Annotated in this window: 16 protein-coding genes and 1 pseudogene; 13 read left to right on the forward strand and 4 right to left on the reverse strand. The window is 57.8% G+C overall.

The window, feature by feature from the left end:
* Positions 1–7: 7 nt before the first annotated feature.
* A complete protein-coding gene (locus F617_RS0122550; protein WP_019566819.1) occupies positions 8–979 on the forward strand; it encodes an alpha/beta fold hydrolase in 972 nt (323 codons plus the stop codon).
* A gap of 71 nt (positions 980–1,050) precedes the next feature.
* Here the strand turns inward: F617_RS0122550 and F617_RS0122555 are convergent, their stop codons facing one another.
* The gene (locus tag F617_RS0122555; protein ID WP_026331020.1) at positions 1,051–2,004 is read right to left on the reverse strand and encodes a LysR family transcriptional regulator; all 954 of its coding nucleotides are present in this window, start codon (positions 2,002–2,004) and stop codon (positions 1,051–1,053) included.
* Between the two features lie 47 nt (positions 2,005–2,051).
* Here F617_RS0122555 and F617_RS0122560 point away from each other — a divergent pair, with 47 nt between their 5' ends.
* On the forward strand, positions 2,052–2,375 hold the full coding sequence (locus tag F617_RS0122560; RefSeq protein WP_019566820.1) for a nuclear transport factor 2 family protein: 324 nt from the start codon (positions 2,052–2,054) through the stop codon (positions 2,373–2,375).
* A complete protein-coding gene (locus F617_RS0122565) occupies positions 2,372–3,151 on the forward strand; it encodes an SDR family oxidoreductase (protein WP_019566821.1) in 780 nt (259 codons plus the stop codon). The genes F617_RS0122560 and F617_RS0122565 overlap by 4 nt, the downstream gene beginning before the upstream one ends.
* Before the next feature lie 21 nt (positions 3,152–3,172).
* Here F617_RS0122565 and F617_RS0122570 read toward each other — a convergent pair whose 3' ends face one another.
* Positions 3,173–3,640, reverse strand: a complete 468-nt coding sequence (locus F617_RS0122570; protein ID WP_003519242.1) for a MarR family winged helix-turn-helix transcriptional regulator — start codon at positions 3,638–3,640, stop codon at positions 3,173–3,175.
* Between the two features lie 143 nt (positions 3,641–3,783).
* Here F617_RS0122570 and F617_RS0122575 point away from each other — a divergent pair, with 143 nt between their 5' ends.
* From F617_RS0122575 to F617_RS0122585, 3 genes and pseudogenes are all read left to right on the forward strand, one after another.
* Positions 3,784–4,575, forward strand: a complete 792-nt coding sequence (locus F617_RS0122575) for an alpha/beta fold hydrolase (protein WP_003519240.1) — start codon at positions 3,784–3,786, stop codon at positions 4,573–4,575.
* A gap of 187 nt (positions 4,576–4,762) precedes the next feature.
* Positions 4,763–5,743 (forward strand): alpha/beta fold hydrolase, encoded by a 981-nt coding sequence (locus F617_RS0122580; RefSeq protein ID WP_019566822.1) that lies wholly within the window; start codon positions 4,763–4,765, stop codon positions 5,741–5,743.
* 75 nt (positions 5,744–5,818) lie between these two features.
* A pseudogene (locus F617_RS0122585) lies at positions 5,819–6,454 on the forward strand (gamma-glutamylcyclotransferase); the annotation flags it as partial.
* Here F617_RS0122585 and F617_RS29180 read toward each other — a convergent pair.
* Positions 6,412–6,519, reverse strand: coding sequence for a hypothetical protein (locus F617_RS29180; RefSeq protein WP_370647637.1), 108 nt, complete (start codon positions 6,517–6,519; stop codon positions 6,412–6,414). The pseudogene F617_RS0122585 and the gene F617_RS29180 overlap by 43 nt on opposite strands.
* Positions 6,516–7,415: a LysR family transcriptional regulator gene (locus tag F617_RS0122590; RefSeq protein WP_019566824.1), complete on the reverse strand. Its 900-nt coding sequence runs from the start codon at positions 7,413–7,415 to the stop codon at positions 6,516–6,518. Before F617_RS0122590 ends, F617_RS29180 begins: the two co-directional genes overlap by 4 nt.
* Before the next feature lie 120 nt (positions 7,416–7,535).
* Between F617_RS0122590 and F617_RS0122595 the strand changes: the two genes are divergently transcribed.
* The 7 genes from F617_RS0122595 (at position 7,536) to F617_RS0122625 (ending at position 15,404) form a co-directional block, all read left to right on the forward strand.
* Positions 7,536–8,468 carry a VOC family protein gene (locus F617_RS0122595; RefSeq protein WP_019566825.1) on the forward strand — a complete coding sequence of 311 codons (933 nt, stop codon included), beginning with the start codon at positions 7,536–7,538 and terminating at the stop codon, positions 8,466–8,468.
* 58 nt (positions 8,469–8,526) lie between these two features.
* Positions 8,527–9,444: a LysR family transcriptional regulator gene (locus tag F617_RS0122600; protein WP_013762169.1), complete on the forward strand. Its 918-nt coding sequence runs from the start codon at positions 8,527–8,529 to the stop codon at positions 9,442–9,444.
* 726 nt (positions 9,445–10,170) lie between these two features.
* The gene (locus F617_RS0122605) at positions 10,171–10,860 is read left to right on the forward strand and encodes a hydrolase (protein WP_013762171.1); all 690 of its coding nucleotides are present in this window, start codon (positions 10,171–10,173) and stop codon (positions 10,858–10,860) included.
* Between the two features lie 62 nt (positions 10,861–10,922).
* Positions 10,923–11,210: a XapX domain-containing protein gene (locus F617_RS0122610; RefSeq protein WP_003519470.1), complete on the forward strand. Its 288-nt coding sequence runs from the start codon at positions 10,923–10,925 to the stop codon at positions 11,208–11,210.
* The gene (locus F617_RS0122615; RefSeq protein WP_013762172.1) at positions 11,210–13,192 is read left to right on the forward strand and encodes an amidohydrolase; all 1,983 of its coding nucleotides are present in this window, start codon (positions 11,210–11,212) and stop codon (positions 13,190–13,192) included. Before F617_RS0122610 ends, F617_RS0122615 begins: the two co-directional genes overlap by 1 nt.
* 173 nt (positions 13,193–13,365) lie before the next feature.
* Complete coding sequence (locus F617_RS0122620; RefSeq protein WP_019566826.1) at positions 13,366–13,809, forward strand: DoxX family protein; 444 nt, start codon at positions 13,366–13,368, stop codon at positions 13,807–13,809.
* Positions 13,806–15,404, forward strand: a complete 1,599-nt coding sequence (locus F617_RS0122625; RefSeq protein ID WP_019566827.1) for an MFS transporter — start codon at positions 13,806–13,808, stop codon at positions 15,402–15,404. Before F617_RS0122620 ends, F617_RS0122625 begins: the two co-directional genes overlap by 4 nt.
* Positions 15,405–15,891: the final 487 nt, after the last annotated feature.

Genomic DNA, 15,891 nt, shown 5'->3' on the forward strand with positions numbered 1-15,891 from the left:
GAGGCCCATGATCAACGAACTTTCACTGTCCCGTCGGCAGGTCCTGTTGGCCGGCACCACGGTTTCTCTGGCCTTGGCCATGCCGGCGATGGCTTCCGAAAAGAAAATTTCCCGTAACCCAGAAGGAATTGTATCGATGACCACGAATTTCGTCACCACCAAAGACGGCGTAGAGATCTTCTTCAAGGACTGGGGTCCGAAGGATGCACAGCCGATCGTCTTCCACCATGGCTGGCCGCTGTCGTCAGACGACTGGGATGCCCAGATGCTGTTCTTCCTCAGCAAGGGATATCGTGTCGTGGCCCACGACCGCCGCGGCCATGGACGCTCCAGCCAGGTGAGCAATGGTCACGACATGGATCATTACGCTGCCGATGCCTCCGCCGTCGCCGAATATCTTGACCTGCGCAATGCCGTTCATATCGGCCACTCCACAGGCGGCGGCGAAGTCGCTCGGTACGTCGCACGGCATGGTCAGCCACAGGGCCGCGTGGCAAAGGCTATCCTCGTCAGCGCCGTTCCGCCGCTGATGCTGAAAACCGCAGCCAATCCTGATGGCACGCCGATGGAAGTCTTCGATGGGTTCCGTAGCGCCCTGGCAGCCAATCGCGCGCAGTTCTTCCTCGATGTTGCGTCGGGCCCATTTTATGGTTTCAACCGGCCGGATGCGAAAGTTTCGCAGGGTGTGATCGACAATTGGTGGCGCCAGGGGATGATGGGCAGCGCCGTGGCGCACTATGAAGGTATCAAGGCGTTTTCGGAGACAGATCAGACCGAAGACTTGAAGGCGATTACCGTTCCCACGCTGGTGACCCAGGGTGATGACGACCAGGTCGTTCCCTACAAGGCCGCCGTAGAGCTTCAGGCCAAGCTGATCAAGAACAGCACGATGAAGATCTACAAGGGCTTCCCGCATGGGATGCTGACCACGCATGCCGACGTGATCAATCCAGACCTGTTGGCCTTCATCAAGGCTTGATTGTTTCCCTATTCCAAGACGTGTGTGGCGGCTCCCCAAAGGGCCGCCACTACAAATGCGAGGTCAGCGGGTCAGTCAGCCGCTCGTCGCGAAAGCTCGCGGGCCAGATCAAGAAACGCTTTCACTCCAGCCGACAGATTTCGGCGCCCGGGATAATACAGGCAGAGCCCCGGATACGGTGGTGTCCAGTCCTCCAGCACCCGGACAAGGCGCCCCGCTTTGATGTCGGGAAGCACTTCCTCTTCCATGGTATAGCCTAGGCCGGTACCTTCCAGCACCGAAGTCCTCACAAGGCCCGCTTCATCGAGTGTGATCGGGCCTCGCACATCGATTTGCACCGGCTCGTCGTCTTTTTCAAACCGCCATCGAAACAGTGAGCCGTCCGGCAAGCGAACGCGAATGCATCTGTGATTGAGAAGATCCGGAGGAACCACGGGTTTGGGATGTTGTGCGAAATAGTCCGGAGAACCGACAACAGCGTGTCGCTGTGGCCGGCCGAGCGAAACGGCAATCATGTCGCTGGGAACGAGACCTGCCACCCTGACGCCCAGATCAAAACCGTCATTGACGATATCAACCATTTTTCCTTCCGTGACCAGATCGACATTCATCTCGGGATAGCGACGCAGGAACTCAAGCACGAGCGGTGAGATGATGGCGCGTGCTGCAAACGGTGCCGCATTGATGCGTATCGTTCCAGACGGTGTCTCGCGTTGTGAGCGAACCGTTTCCAGAGCGGCATGAAGGTCCTGAAGCGAAGGCGCAACCTGCTGTACAAAGAGCCTGCCGGCATCTGTCAGCGAGACGCTACGCGTGGTGCGATTGAACAATCGTACGCCGAGCCCCGCCTCAAGCCTGCCGATGGTGTGGCTGAGCGCAGTTGTGGACATGCCGAGATCGATAGCCGCTGCGCGAAACGTCCCGCGCCTGGCGATCGCGATGACTGCTTCGAGTTCCCTAAGGTTTAACTGTTCCATTATCCCGATCTGTTCAACATCACGTGCATGTTTATCCCACTTATCCATGCAATGGTAGAGCACTAACTTAAGGGCACCTCAGAAGGAGAAATAAGATGGATATGCCCCAAGTTGTGAATATGTATTTTGACGCCGACACCCGCAACGATGCCGACGCGCTGTTGCAAACGCTTGATGTCGATGCGGTGGTCGAGGACGAGAATGCCCGCTATCAGGGCACTGCCGCCATCCGTCAATGGTGGGTGGCCGCCAAGAGGTCGGCTCAATACGTTGCCGAACCTGTGGAAACCACGGTGGACGGTGACAAGACACTCGTGCGGGCGAGGGTGAGTGGCAAGTTTCCCGGTAGTCCGGTGATGCTAATCCATGCCTTCACGATCAAGGACGACAGGATCGTCAGGCTGGAGATCCGGTCATGACTGACTTTCTCAATCTGAAAGGCAAACGCGCACTCATTACGGCTGGAACCAAGGGTGCTGGCGCTGCGACCGTCAGCCTGTTTCGCGAACTCGGCGCAAAGGTGCTGACGACAGCGCGTGCCCGTCCGGAAAACATGCCGGAAGAATTGTTCGTCGATGCGGACCTGAGCACCGAAGAGGGATGTGAAATCGTCGCAGAGGCCACGCGGCGGCGCCTTGGCGGCGTCGATGTCATCGTCCATATGCTGGGTGGCTCCTCAGCATCGGGGGGCGGCTTTTCTGCCCTGTCGGAGGATGACTGGCACAAGGAAATGTCGCTTAACCTTTATCCGGCTGTCCGGCTGGATCGGCAACTGGTCCCGGATATGGTCGCCCGGGGAAGCGGCGTCGTCGTGCATGTGACATCCATCCAGAGAGTCCTGCCACTTCCGGAATCGACAACAGCCTATGCCGCAGCAAAAGCGGCACTTTCGACCTATAGCAAGGCGATGTCGAAGGAAGTGTCGCCCAAAGGTGTGCGTGTCGTTCGGGTTTCGCCGGGCTGGATCGAAACGGAAGCCTCCGTCCACCTTGCAGAGCGCCTGGCGAAGCAGGCCGGAACTGACCTTGAGGGTGGCAAGAAGATCATCATGGATGGACTGGGCGGCATTCCGCTCGGCCGCCCGGCAAAACCGGAAGAGGTCGCAAACCTGATCGCCTTCCTCGCTTCCGACCGTGCGGCTTCGATTACTGGTACCGAATACACAATTGATGGGGGGACGGTGCCGACAGCGTAGGTTCCGAGATGCGCCTGCAGATCAGGCGGGCGCGTCCCACCCGCCGATCTGTGAATAGATCGCGTCGCGGAGATGGCGGACGTCGTGGTTCAGATCGGCCAGCTCCTTTGGAGTTTGCATTGAAGCTGCAAGCAAGGTGTCGCTGAGGCAGCCCGCCCTGTGCTGCAATGCGCGGCCTTCCTCGGTCAAAGCGATGACCACCTGCCGCTCATTGCTGAGGTTTCTGGTCCTGCGCAACAAGCCGGCTGTCTCAAGGCGCTTCAAGAGCGGCGTCAGTGTGCTCGATTCCAATGCGAGGGCGTTTGCAATGGCGCCAACGGTTTGCTCATCTCCGCTCCAAAGCACGTTTAGCACGAGATATTGCGGGTACGTCAGCCCCAGCTCATCCAGAAGGGGCTTGTAAGCGCGCTGGATGGCAATGCCGGCAGTATAAATTGCGTAGCACAGCTGGTCGTGCAAAGGCGGTGGATTGTTGTGACGTATGGTCATTCTAGGCTCCTTCACACATACATATAGCCAATCATATGGCAAAAATAAATATCGCGATAAGAATTATCTTGACGGAAGGGTCAGTATCTGTCAGCTTATGTGTATCGCGATAACAGTTATCGCAAAACAAAAAGGAAGAAGCCATGACACGCAAGTCCGCAACCGCCCTTTCTGCAATTGCCACCGCCGCATTGTCTGCCGCACTGCCGGCAAACGCTGCCGACACCATTTCCCAGAACCAGTCCGTAAAAAACGTCGTGCTTGTCCATGGCGCTTTTGCTGACGGCTCTGGCTGGAAGGGTGTCTACGACAATCTCACAAAGCGTGGTTACCGCGTGACCATCGTCCAGAATCCCCTGACCTCTCTGGCGGACGACGTTGCCGCCACAAAGCGTGCTCTCGAGCGGCAGGACGGTCCGGTCATTCTGGTCGGACATTCCTGGGGCGGCACGGTCATTACAGAAGCGGGCGTTGATGAAAAGGTTGCTGGCCTCGTCTATGTCTCTGCGCTCTCACCAGATGCCGGCGAAACGACAGCCCAGCAATATCAGGGGTTTGCTCCCGCATCGGAATTCGTCATCGAAACCACGAAGGATGGTTTTGGATATGTCAGCCCGGCAAAGTTCAAGGCTGGTTTTGCTCATGACGTTAGCGATGCCGATGTTGCGTTCATGAGGGACGCTCAGGTCCCGATCAACATGTCGGCGTTCGGCACGAAGCTCGAACATGCTGCCTGGCGCACCAAGCCCAGCTGGGCTGTGATCGCTACCGAGGACAAGGCATTCGACCAGGCAATGCTGATCCATATGGCCGAACGCATCAAAGCCAAGATCACCAAGGTCTCAGCAAGCCACGCCCTGTTCATGACGCAGCCGACGGTCGTCGCTGATACCATCGATGCTGCCGCCAAGGCCGTCTCGGCAAAGCAGAAATGATAGATTCCGCGTTATCGGGACAATCCGCACTGTCCCGATAACGACCGGAACGTATTATTTCGAATTTCACAACAAACTATGAATTATTAGTTCAATTGTTGTGCCCGCGACTTGGTAGCAATATCCACGCATCAGACGAGCAACGGCGTCGCCTGAAACACGAAACCATACATTTGCAGGACGTGAGATGACCCAGAACGACTTTTCCATAACGCGCCGTGGCGCACTGCTTTCAGTTGGTGCAGCCGCAGCGGCGATGGCCATTTCACCCGTATTCACCTTCGCAGCAAACGCTGCCCCCACCAACACATCAATCGAAGGAAACAAGACCATGGGTACTATCACCACCAAGGACGGCGTCGAAATATTCTACAAGGATTGGGGCTCCAAGGATGCTCAGCCCATCGTATTTCATCACGGCTGGCCGTTATCGTCTGACGACTGGGATGCCCAGATGCTGTTCTTCCTCGCCAACGGTTACCGGGTCGTTGCCCATGATCGCCGTGGCCACGGACGCTCTGCCCAGGTCTCCGAAGGGCATGATATGGACCACTATGCCGCCGACGCTTTCGCTGTCGTCGAAGCGCTGGACCTGAAAAATGCCGTGCATATCGGCCATTCCACCGGCGGTGGCGAAGTGGCGCGCTATGTGGCGAAGTTTGGTCAGCCGGCCGGTCGTGTCGCCAAGGCCGTTCTGGTATCGGCAGTCCCGCCACTGATGCTGAAGACCGCAGCCAATCCAGAAGGCCTGCCGATCGAAGTGTTCGACGGCTTCCGTTCGGCGCTGGCGGCCAATCGGGCGCAATTCTTCCGCGACGTCCCGGCCGGCCCGTTCTACGGTTTTAACCGCGATGGCGCCAAGGTTCAGGAAGGCGTAATCCAGAATTGGTGGCGCCAGGGCATGATGGGCGGTGCAAAGGCGCACTATGATGGCATCAAGGCCTTCTCCGAAACCGACCAGACGGAAGATCTGAAGGCAATCACGGTGCCGACGCTCGTTCTCCACGGCGAAGACGATCAGATCGTTCCAATCGCGGATTCTGCACTGAAGTCCGCCAAGCTGCTGAAGAATGGTTCGCTTAAGACCTATCCCGGCTTCTCGCATGGCATGCTGACCGTGAATGCCGATGTCCTGAACGCCGATCTTCTGGCATTCATTCGATCCTGACGATAAGAGGTGGCCGTGGCGGAACCTGCCACGGCCACTGATGCAATCCTTGCCGCACTACCGATCGAGACGACGATGCAGTTGACGCCCGAGCTTGTAGCCCTGACCATCAGAGACGTCCGTGACGACGGCCCGGAGCCGGGCTGGACGCCGTTATCTGAAACAGAACTTGACGCTCTGGTTGCCGCTATCGAGCGCGAAGCCGATAGCGATCCGATCTGGGTGTTTGCATACGGTTCCCTGATCTGGAATCCTGAGTTCAAGCCAGCCGGCAGGCGACGCGCCACCGCCCATGGCTGGCATCGTTCGTTTTCCCTGAAAATCGAGCGCTGGCGGGCAACGAGCGCGCAGCCAGGTCTGATGATGGCGCTTGAGCGTGGTGGACAGTGCGACGGCGTCATCCTGCAACTCTCGTCCGAGCGGCGGCGTGACGACCTTCGAGCTCTCGTCGCCCGCGAAATCAGGTATCGGGAAGTCATCGACATGGTGCGCTGGGTAAAGGTCAAAACGCCTGACGGCATCCAGAAGGCTCTGACATTCTGGGCGAGCACAAAGCGCGCGGGTCTGACGGCGCCGCTACCGGTGGAAACGACCGCAAAACTGATCGCCAGCGCCTGCGGAGAGGGCGGATCCTGCGCCCAGTATCTGCACAACACGATCGTCGATCTTCAGGCAGAAGGCATTCGCGATCGAAACCTCTGGCAGTTACAGGCGCGGGTCGCGGCCGAGATCTCCGCACAGCAAGGACGCTGTGGCGGGACAGTCCGGGATATCAATCAAGCATGACCATCTGCGCCGCAACCTGCTCCTCGAAGAATTTGGAGAAGGATGCAATGCGGGGAGGCAGAGCCTGATAGGGCGGGTAGTAGAGGGTCAACCACAGATCGGGTGGGTCCCAGCCCTTGAAGACATGCACGAGGCGCCCACTCTTGAGGTGTTCCGAGACGTGAAAGTTCGGCAGCATGGCAACGCCTGCTCCATCTGCGGCCATGTCGGCCAGAACCTCACCATTATTGGCGCTGAAGGCGCGCCCTGCCGATATCGTCATGCTCGAGCCGCCGTCCGAGAGCACCCAGTTCTCTCGCCGGCTTTCGCCGCTATAGGCGAGGCAATCGTCTGGCGTCAGCTCGTTCGGATGCTGCATCTCGACAAACCGGCTTCCCGGTGCCGCAACCAGAATGCGCGGCACGACGCGGATTTTCCTCCATATCGTGAACTTGTCCGACGGCTGAGACGAGATGCGGATCGCCAGATCGTAGTCATCATCAACGATATTCACCAGTCCGTCGGACAGTGATATCTCGAAGCCCATCTTCGGGTACCGCTCTTTGAAGCCGGAGAGGATCGGTGGGAGCACCGCCTTGCCAAACCACGTCGGCGCACTGATCCTGAGACGCCCTTCGTCGGCTTTGTGAGCGTTCATCACGTCGCGGCGCGCTTCTTCAAGCGTCTTCACCGCCGGCTGAATCTGGGCGGCGAAGATCGCACCGTCTGTTGTCAGCGACACTTGCCGGGTCGTACGGACAAACAGCTGAACGCCGAGTTCGGCTTCAAGTGCCGCAATAGCCCTTGTGACTGCAGCCGGCGTCATGTCGAGTTCGCGGGCAACCTGGGCGAAATTTCGCTTTTCGGCCGCAAGGAGGAAGGTTCGCAGAGCTTTGTAATCGTTCATTGGGATTGTTTCAAAAAGAGCAACGCAGTCGAAATGAATATTGCAATTCTCTGGCGTGATCAATCGGCCTAGATATTCGTCAACAGCCAAACACTAACGGCGACATTGAAAGGCAAGGACATGATCAAGGATATCAAGGGACTGCATCACGTAACCTCAATGGCTTCGGATGCGCGTCAGAACAATCGCTTCTTCACCGACACACTGGGCCTGCGTCGCGTCAAGCAGACCGTTAACTTCGACGACCCGAACGTCTACCACCTTTATTATGGTGACGAGAACGGCTCCGCAGGCACCGTCATGACCTACTTCCCGTTCCCGAACATGATGCTGGGTCGTCCCGGTGTTGGTGAGGTCGGGGAAACCCAGTTCTCTGTGCCAAAGGGCGCATTGAAATTCTGGCAGGATCGGTTTACCGCGCACGGTGTCGATGGCTTGGAAACTGACACCGTCTTTGGCGCCAACAGACTTCAATTCATGGGTCCGGACGGTGACAGTCTGGCGCTGATTGAATCTGCCGATGACAACCGCGCTCCGTGGCTGGCGGACGGCATTCCGGGCGATGCAGCTATCCGCGGTTTTGCCGGCGCCCGGTTCAGCCTGCACGATACTGCCGCGACAGAAGAGCTTCTGGGTTTCATGGGGTATCAACGCGCCGAGAAGGAAGGTGACGTGACCCGCTTTATCATTCCCAATGGAAACGGCGCCGATACGATTGATGTCGCAGCACTGCCGAAAACGTCGTTTGCCCGTCAGGGCGCCGGTTCGGTTCACCATATCGCCTTTGCCGTCGAAAACCGCGAAAAGCAACTCGAAGTTCGCAAGGCACTGATGGACACGGGTTATCAGGTTACGCCCGTCATTGACCGCGATTATTTCTGGGCAATCTACTTCCGCACACCAGGCGGCGTGTTGTTCGAGATTGCCACGAACGAGCCGGGGTTTGACCGGGACGAGGACACGGCACATCTGGGCGAGGCGCTTAAGTTGCCGAGCCGGTATGAAGCGTTCCGTGACCAGATCCAGGCAAATCTCGAGCCGCTGACTGCCTAACAACCCCCCGCTCACTGGTGTCTGTGGCAACTGATCGGGCTTCTATGGAGAAATGCCAATGGATCAATTGGGAGCAATCAGAGCCTTTGTTCGCGTCGTCGAGGCCGGATCCTTTGCAAAGGCTGCCAGCACGATGGGTGCGCCACGGTCCACCGTGAGCAAGCTTGTTCAGGATCTTGAGGCCAGCTTGAGCCTCAAATTGCTGGAACGAACGACACGTTCACTCACGGTGACACCCGAGGGCGTTGCTTATTACGAGCGCGCCCTCCGGCTGATCGCCGATTTCGATGAAATGAACAACGAGGCGACCCGCGGGCGCCTTGCCACCAGGGGAAAACTTCGTGTTGACGTAGGAGGGACCTTCGCCAATACGATTCTGATCCCTCGGTTGCCAGAGTTTTACGCGCTCTATCCAGAGATCGAGTTGCACCTTGGTGTGACAGAACGTCAGGCCGACATCGTTGAAGAGGGAATAGATTGCGTCATTCGTGCCGGAGATCTGCCCAGCGCATCTCTTGTTGCGAAGAAACTATGCAGCGTCGAGATAGTAACCTGCGCCACCCCGGCGTACCTCGAAAAATACGGCGTGCCAGCTTCGCCATCGGATCTGCAGCGTGATCATGTTTTCGTTCAGTACTTTTTCGCGCGCAGCCTGAAGGCCGCACCAGTGCGATTGATGAATGGTGACGAGAAAATAGAAATCTACAGCCCGATCAAGCTCTCCACCAGTGATGCGACTGCGCATTTGCATGGAATATTAGCGGGGCTGGGTATTGGTCAGACATTTGAATTCTTGGCACGCGCCCACATCGCTCGCGGCGCACTGGTCCCCATCCTGCAAGATTGGGCGCCACCACGTTATCCTGTTCACATCGTTAGGCCAGCGGGCCGGTTTCCGAGCGTGAAGTATCGGGTATTTGCAGACTGGGTTGCGGGCGTGTTTTCTGCCTACGACGAGGGTACCGCCACGTCCTGATAGCTTTATCCATATCCATGGATAGTTACTCCACAACGGCGGGCTTCTCCACGTTCTCCTTTGACGATATCCCACGGCTGTGATGTGAGCCCGTGGCTCTATCCCGAATGGGAGTAGGCTGTGACAGGCTTGGCTCCTTGGTCGCACGAAACCCACCTGCAATTTGGAATAACGGTTGTTCAGATCAAGTATAAGGCGACGTGATCGCGATATGGGGCGTCAATGCCAACGGTGACCCGCCATCTTGTCGCGTCAATACCCAACGGCAGACTGCCAAGGATTACGCGTCTCCCACACCGCGCAACCGTTGTTCACTGGCAGTGCCGCGCAGGGCAAATTCAGCCAAATCGCTTCCCACCGAGCAGCGAAACCAAGGACGCTGCAGAGGTCTTCAAGGCCGACTCTGCGCATCAAATTTCCTTCAGAACTTTTCGGAAAGAGTGGCCGCGTATCGCAGCCCCGTGCGAAGTCCACAGCTCAGCCGGATCTAGAGATTATTATTGCGATAAAAGCAATTCATTCGCAATTAATATTGCAATTCTACGGGGTCGCAAGTCGCGCTACCTTTTCTTTCAGCAGCCGAGGCAGCAAGCGAAAGAAAGCATCGGTTTCAACCTCCCGACGGTCTTGGAAGCTGTGGCCCTGGGCACGGCATCCGACCGAAAGGTCCTGCTCATTTCATAACCGGCCGCATTCGCGGTCCAAAACAACCGAAGAGGAATTGACATGTCCAAGCTTGAAGTTCTTACCCCCGCCAACAGCCAGCTCATTTTCATCGATCAGCAGCCGCAGATGGCATTCGGCGTTCAGTCTATCGACCGCCAGACCCTGAAGAACAACGTCGTTGGCTTGGCCAAGGCTGCCAAGATTTTCAACGTGCCAACCACGATTACCACGGTTGAGACCGAGAGCTTCTCCGGCAACACCTTCCCCGAACTTTTGGCCGTCTATCCGCAGAATGACATCCTTGAACGCACCTCGATGAACTCCTGGGATGATCAGAACGTACGCGATGCGCTGGCAAAGAATGCTGCCAACGGCCGCAAGAAGATTGTCGTCTCCGGTCTGTGGACCGAAGTCTGCAACACGACCTTTGCACTCTCTGCTTTGCATGACGTTCCGGAGTACGAAATCTACATGGTCGCCGACGCTTCCGGCGGCACCTCTTCCGATGCGCACAAATATGCAATGGACCGCATGGTGCAGGCTGGCGTCATACCCGTCACCTGGCAGCAGGTCTTGCTCGAATGGCAGCGCGACTGGGCTCGCAAGGAAACCTACGATGCGGTCACCACACTTGTGAAGGAGCATTCCGGCGCTTACGGCATGGGCATCGATTACGCAGTCACCCACGTCCACGGCGGTGCCGAACGCGTCAGCCATGGGAAGCGCATCGGCCCGAACCCCGCGAAGTAAGCCAGATCAACCGCTCCGGTGACGCATCGGAGCGGTTGTCCGTTTTAACGAGGATGACTCTCATGAAAATCTATCTTCTGTCTCTTGGCGCGGGTCTGCTGGTCGGCATCGTCTACAGCCTGCTCAACGTGCGTTCGCCTGCTCCGCCGGTTATCGCGCTTGTCGGCCTGCTCGGCATTCTCGTCGGTGAGCAGATCATCCCGCTCGCCAAATCGCTCTGGAGCAAGGAGCCGGCAGCGGTTTCCTGGCTCCAGCAGGTGAAGCCCCACATGTTCGGTCACATGCCGAAGGGCGGAAATTCTCCGGAGATTGCCCATCGTTCGCAAACCAATTTGGAGGAGCGGAGCTGATGACGACGCGCCGAACCTTCCTTGGAGCGGCCTCGAGCCTGGCGTTTTCGAACCTCTTCTCAAAGGCCAATGCCGCCGATCCCAACCAGACCGGAATAGATACCATGCACCCAGACCTGATCCTCCATAACGGTCGTTTCACGACCCTTGACCGCACCAATCCAAACGCGACCGCGGTCGCCATCAAGGATGGACTGTTTCTTGAAGTCGGTTCGGACAGCGAGGTCATGTCCCTTGCTGGTTCCAACACCAGGATCGTCGATCTCAAGGGCAAGCGCGTCCTGCCCGGCCTCATCGATAACCACACCCACGTTGTGCGTGGCGGGCTAAACTACAATATGGAATTGCGCTGGGACGGCGTGCGCTCGCTGGCAGATGCAATGGACATGCTCAAGCGCCAGGTGGCGATAACGCCAGCCCCGCAATGGGTGCGTGTTGTCGGCGGGTTCACCGAACACCAGTTTGCGGAGAAGCGTCTTCCGACGATCGAGGAGATCAACGCGGTTGCGCCAGATACCCCAGTATTTCTGCTGCACCTCTATGACCGCGCGCTCTTGAACGGCGCTGCACTGCGCGCCGTCGGTTACACCCGCGATACGCCCAATCCACCCGGTGGCGAAATCACCCGTGATGCCAACGGCAATCCGACTGGCCTGTTGCTGGCCAAGCCTAATGCCGGCATTCTCTATTCCACCCTTGCCAAGGGACCCAAACTGCCTCTCGACTATCAGGTCAACTCCACCCGCCATTTCATGCGTGAGCTCAATCGTCTTGGCGTAACGGGTGTGATTGATGCAGGCGGTGGCTTCCAGAACTACCCTGATGACTACGAGGTCATTCAAAAACTCTCTGATGAGAACCAGATGACGGTGCGTCTGGCCTATAATCTCTTTACCCAGAAGCCCAAGGAAGAAAAGCAAGACTTTCTCAACTGGACGTCTTCGGTCAAATACAAGCAGGGCAACGACTATTTCCGTCACAACGGTGCCGGCGAAATGCTGGTCTTCTCCGCGGCGGACTTCGAGGACTTTCGCCAGCCACGTCCGGAAATGGCGCCGGAAATGGAAGGTGAACTCGAAGAAGTGGTGCGCGTTCTGGCCGAGAACCGTTGGCCATGGCGCATGCACGCCACGTATGACGAGACAATCTCCCGTTCGCTTGATGTCTTCGAGAAGGTCAACAAGGACATTCCGCTTGAAGGTCTGAACTGGTTCTTCGACCATGCCGAAACCATCTCGGACCGGTCCATCGACCGCATTGCGGCCCTTGGTGGCGGCATCGCAACCCAGCATCGCATGGCCTATCAGGGCGAATATTTTGTCGAGCGATATGGCCAAGGCGTTGCCGAAGCGACCCCACCGATCCGAAAGATGCTCGACAAGGGTGTCAACGTTTCTGCCGGCACGGATGCGACACGCGTCGCCTCCTACAACCCCTGGGTCTCGCTGTCCTGGATGGTGACCGGCAAGACGGTAGGTGGCATGCAACTCTATCCGCGCGCCAACTGCCTTGATCGCGAGACGGCTCTGCGGATGTGGACTGAAAAAGTCACATGGTTTTCGAATGAAGAAGGCAAGAAAGGCCGTATCGAGAAAGGCCAGTTCGCCGACCTTGTCGTTCCCGACAAGGACTTCTTCTCCTGCGCCGAAGACGAGATCTCGTTCCTGGTATCGGAGCTGACCATGGTTGGCGGCAAAATCGTCTATGGAGCGGGTGACTTCAAAACGCTCGACGAGAACGACGTGCCGCCTGCAATGCCCGACTGGTCTCCAGTCCGCAAGTTCGGCGGATATGCTGCATGGGGCGAGCCGGAAGGTGCTGGCGCGCGGTCTCTAAGGCGCACGGCTATCTCGACCTGTGGCTGCGCCAGCGATTGCGGCGTGCATGGTCACGACCATGCGGGAGCCTGGACCTCGAAACTTCCGATCGCCGACCTCAAGGGTTTCTTCGGCGCTCTTGGCTGCTCTTGCTGGGCAGTCTGATCGTGTCATCGCTTGGGCGACTTCTGTTCGCCCAAGCGATCCGACCCCATAATTGCAATATTGGCAATTAAATCGAAACTATTGCTGCAATTGTTGGCAGAGCGATCACCGGCCAATATCGCTCCATCAAACGCGGCCGCTCGATCCCGTCAGCGACCAAAAAGGAGCAGGATATGACCTACCAATCCCCTATATCGAATTCGGCCTTGAGCGGACTTGCCCGCGTCGTCGGCTCTCCCATTACGAGAACTGTATCGCTGCTTGCTCTCTGCGCTGCCTACATCCAGGGTCCACTCACCAAGATTTTCGATTTCAATGGCGCGCTTGCTGAGATGAATCATTTCGGTCTGCACCCTGCCGCTCTCTTTGCCGTCGTCGTCATCGTGTTCGAGCTTACGGCCTCCGCGATGGTGGTCTCGGGCTTCCTGCGCTGGGCAGGCGCACTCGCACTTGCAGGCTTTACGCTTCTCGCAACGTTCATTGCTCTTCGCTTCTGGGAAATGGCGCCCGGCATGGACCGCATGATGGCAACGAACGCCTTCTTCGAACACATCGGTCTGGCCGGTGCATTCATCTTCGTTGCAGCGGCCGACCTTGCAAAGGGAGCGGGTAAATGAGCGCCGCGAAAACATCCGGGGGCACTTTTGCTCCTCTCGCACAGCCCGTCTTCGCGGTCCTGTGGATTGCAACGGTTCTCGGCAATACCGGAAGCTTCATGCGCGATGTCGCAAGCTCATGGCTGATGACGGACCTCTCGGCAACGCCTGCTGCAGTCGCCATGGTTCAGGCGGCCGGAACATTGCCGATCTTCCTGCTTGCCATTCCGGCAGGCGTTCTCACCGACATTCTGGATCGCCGCAAGTTCCTGATTGCGGTCCAGATCCTGCTGGCCTTCGTAAGTATCTCGCTGATGGTCCTCTCGCAGACAGGCATGCTTTCCGTGAGCGCACTGATCGGCCTGACCTTCCTCGGCGGCATTGGTGCCGCATTGATGGGCCCGACCTGGCAGGCGATTGTTCCTGAACTGGTGAAACGCGAGGAAGTGAAGAGCGCTGTCGCTCTCAACTCCCTCGGCATCAATATCGCTCGTTCCATCGGCCCAGCTGCTGGCGGTTTGCTTCTGGCAGCGTTCGGGGCGGGGATCACCTATGGCGCAGACGTTGCAAGCTACATCTTCGTTATCGCGGCTCTGGTGTGGTGGCCACGTGCCAAAAACGCCAACGACGCTCTACAAGAGAACTTCTTCGGCGCGTTCAGGGCTGGCCTACGTTACACTCGCTCAAGCCGCCCCCTGCATGTCGTCCTTCTTCGTGCCGCCATCTTCTTCGCATTCGCCAGTGCCGTCTGGGCACTTCTTCCGCTGGTTGCCCGACAACTGCTGGGTGGTGATGCCAGCTTCTACGGTATTCTGCTTGGTGCGGTCGGCGCCGGTGCGATCGGTGGAGCATTGGTCATGCCGAGGCTACGCGAACGCCTGAGCTCGGATGGTTTGCTTCTTGGCGCAGCGGTGATCACCGCAGTTGTCATGGGTGTCCTTTCGCTCGCCCCGCCGAAGATCGTCGCCATTATCGCTCTTCTGTTCCTCGGTGGTGCTTGGATCACCGCCCTGACGACCCTGAACGGCGCAGCCCAGGCTGTTCTGCCCAACTGGGTGCGTGGGCGTGGCCTCGCTGTCTATCTGACCGTATTCAACGGAGCCATGACGGCGGGCAGCCTCGGCTGGGGTGCTGTGGGCGAAGCCGTTGGAATTCAGACGACATTGCTTATCGGTGCAGCTGGCTTGCTCGTTGCAGGGTTCATCATGCACCGCGTAAAGCTCCCGGCTGGTGACGCCGACATGGTGCCGTCCAACCACTGGCCGGAACCGCTGGTCGCCGAGCCTGTTGCTCATGACCGTGGTCCTGTCCTGATCCTCATCGAGTACAAGGTCGAGAAACAGCATCGTTCAGCCTTCCTGCGTGCTCTCGACCACCTCTCTCAAGAACGCCGCCGCGATGGTGCCTATGGGTGGGGTGTGACGGAAGATTCCGCCGATCCGGAAAAGATCGTCGAGTGGTTCATGGTGGAATCCTGGGCTGAGCACCTCCGCCAGCACAAGCGGGTTTCCAACGCCGATGCAGACGTGCAGGGAAAGGTTCTGACCTACCATGTTGGTCCGGACAAACCCGTCGTTCGTCACTTCCTGACGATCAATCGGCCAGGGGCGGCGTAAATATTCCATAAAAAGGGCGGCTCTGGCCGCTCTTTTTTTATGCCATTTGACACAGGAAACTTGGAGCCGACTAAACTTTTCTCATTCATCCGTTGTCGTGAGAAGGTACCAGATGGATGTCGGCCATCCTCCCCGCCAGAAAAGCCTGACCAAACGGCGCATATACGGATCGATTAACCGGCTCCTGCTGCGTTCGAAGCGAAAAAGCCGCAATCCAGCTTTACAACTGTCTGAAAGACGTGGAGGAGCGTGGCACCGTGAAACATCCTGTCCCAGCGCTGTTTGTATGTATGGCGTCGCTCGTCGCCTCAGCCGCCCCCGTTTTCGCAAATTGCTTTTCTCTGGTTGGGCGACCTGAATGGCCGCTCATTGCAGGGGCAGTTTCCTCAGCACAGGTTTGTGAGCAGCTCCCAGCCGGACCCAACCAAACTCGCAGTTTCCGTGTGCAATCCGCAGAACTTTGCCGTGGCGTGGATCAAAACTCCAC

Source organism: Agrobacterium sp. 10MFCol1.1, assembly GCF_000381165.1.
Classification (GTDB): Bacteria; Pseudomonadota; Alphaproteobacteria; order Rhizobiales; family Rhizobiaceae; genus Agrobacterium; species Agrobacterium tumefaciens.

Bases quoted from the DNA above. Each gene is read 5' to 3' on its own strand.
- F617_RS0122570 (WP_003519242.1), bottom strand. From the start codon at position 3,640: ATGACCATACGTCACAACAATCCACCGCCTTTGCACGACCAGCTGTGC.
- F617_RS0122625 (WP_019566827.1), top strand. From the start codon at position 13,806: ATGAGCGCCGCGAAAACATCCGGGGGCACTTTTGCTCCTCTCGCACAG.
- F617_RS0122550 (WP_019566819.1), top strand. From the start codon at position 8: ATGATCAACGAACTTTCACTGTCCCGTCGGCAGGTCCTGTTGGCCGGC.
- F617_RS0122610 (WP_003519470.1), top strand. From the start codon at position 10,923: ATGAAAATCTATCTTCTGTCTCTTGGCGCGGGTCTGCTGGTCGGCATC.
- F617_RS0122565 (WP_019566821.1), top strand. From the start codon at position 2,372: ATGACTGACTTTCTCAATCTGAAAGGCAAACGCGCACTCATTACGGCT.
- F617_RS0122615 (WP_013762172.1), top strand. From the start codon at position 11,210: ATGACGACGCGCCGAACCTTCCTTGGAGCGGCCTCGAGCCTGGCGTTT.
- F617_RS0122555 (WP_026331020.1), bottom strand. From the start codon at position 2,004: ATGGATAAGTGGGATAAACATGCACGTGATGTTGAACAGATCGGGATA.
- F617_RS0122600 (WP_013762169.1), top strand. From the start codon at position 8,527: ATGGATCAATTGGGAGCAATCAGAGCCTTTGTTCGCGTCGTCGAGGCC.
- F617_RS0122590 (WP_019566824.1), bottom strand. From the start codon at position 7,415: ATGAACGATTACAAAGCTCTGCGAACCTTCCTCCTTGCGGCCGAAAAG.
- F617_RS0122595 (WP_019566825.1), top strand. From the start codon at position 7,536: ATGATCAAGGATATCAAGGGACTGCATCACGTAACCTCAATGGCTTCG.
- F617_RS0122620 (WP_019566826.1), top strand. From the start codon at position 13,366: ATGACCTACCAATCCCCTATATCGAATTCGGCCTTGAGCGGACTTGCC.
- F617_RS0122580 (WP_019566822.1), top strand. From the start codon at position 4,763: ATGACCCAGAACGACTTTTCCATAACGCGCCGTGGCGCACTGCTTTCA.
- F617_RS0122605 (WP_013762171.1), top strand. From the start codon at position 10,171: ATGTCCAAGCTTGAAGTTCTTACCCCCGCCAACAGCCAGCTCATTTTC.
- F617_RS0122575 (WP_003519240.1), top strand. From the start codon at position 3,784: ATGACACGCAAGTCCGCAACCGCCCTTTCTGCAATTGCCACCGCCGCA.
- F617_RS0122560 (WP_019566820.1), top strand. From the start codon at position 2,052: ATGGATATGCCCCAAGTTGTGAATATGTATTTTGACGCCGACACCCGC.